1 protein-coding gene and 1 pseudogene are annotated in these 603 nt (G+C 37.5%); both read left to right on the top strand.

Annotated elements, in window-relative coordinates; translation table 11 throughout:
- Positions 1-222, top strand: a pseudogene (locus tag H5232_RS23565) (DUF2235 domain-containing protein); the annotation flags it as partial.
- Positions 207-603 (top strand): DUF2931 domain-containing protein (locus H5232_RS23560; protein ID WP_182719529.1); only part of this gene is annotated, 397 nt, incomplete at its 3' end. The pseudogene H5232_RS23565 and the gene H5232_RS23560, both read left to right, overlap by 16 nt.

The raw sequence follows: 603 nt of genomic DNA, 5'->3' as shown, positions 1-603 counted from the left end.
CAAAGTGATGCCTGGCAGGCTTTATATAAAGATTACATCCACCACAGTGTTAAATATTCAGCAACGATTGATGCGATTGCTCATGGCCCTGAAGAAGACGCTGAATTCACCACTAAAAACCAACAACGTGAGCTTTTTTACAATCAGCCAGAACAAGCTGAAAAGAGTGAGCAATGGCAATTACAATTAATAAATGGATATAGATTATGGACAAAATCTTAAAGTTACTTCTTACTAGCTTGTTTGCTGTATTACTAGACGGCTGTGCAACAACAGGTGAAATCGACTATATGGTTGTATCGGGTTCAACAGATGAAGGCAATAATATATTTGTGACTTTAATTAAGTTTGATGACAAGTGGGATGTACCCGCAGGAACTATGTCTTGTTGTCGAGCCACAGCGGGAGCTATGGTTGGTGTTTACGATCAAAAATTCCCAGAAAAAGTAGCGGTTGAGTGGTTAGATAAGTCAGAGAACAGAATTTACTACGGTGAACTGGCAATAAATAAAAATGGTTATAAATTAGCTAAAAATTTACCTGCTTATGCATGGATAAGCACAGGAGAAGTAGAAGAAAATATCAGGCCTTATTTAATTGTTG

The organism is Pseudoalteromonas sp. SG41-5 (assembly GCF_014164495.1).
Classification (GTDB): domain Bacteria; phylum Pseudomonadota; class Gammaproteobacteria; order Enterobacterales; family Alteromonadaceae; genus Pseudoalteromonas; species Pseudoalteromonas rhizosphaerae.
Note: the sequence above shows the minus strand (reverse complement) of the source record. Positions and strands in the feature narration are given on the sequence as shown.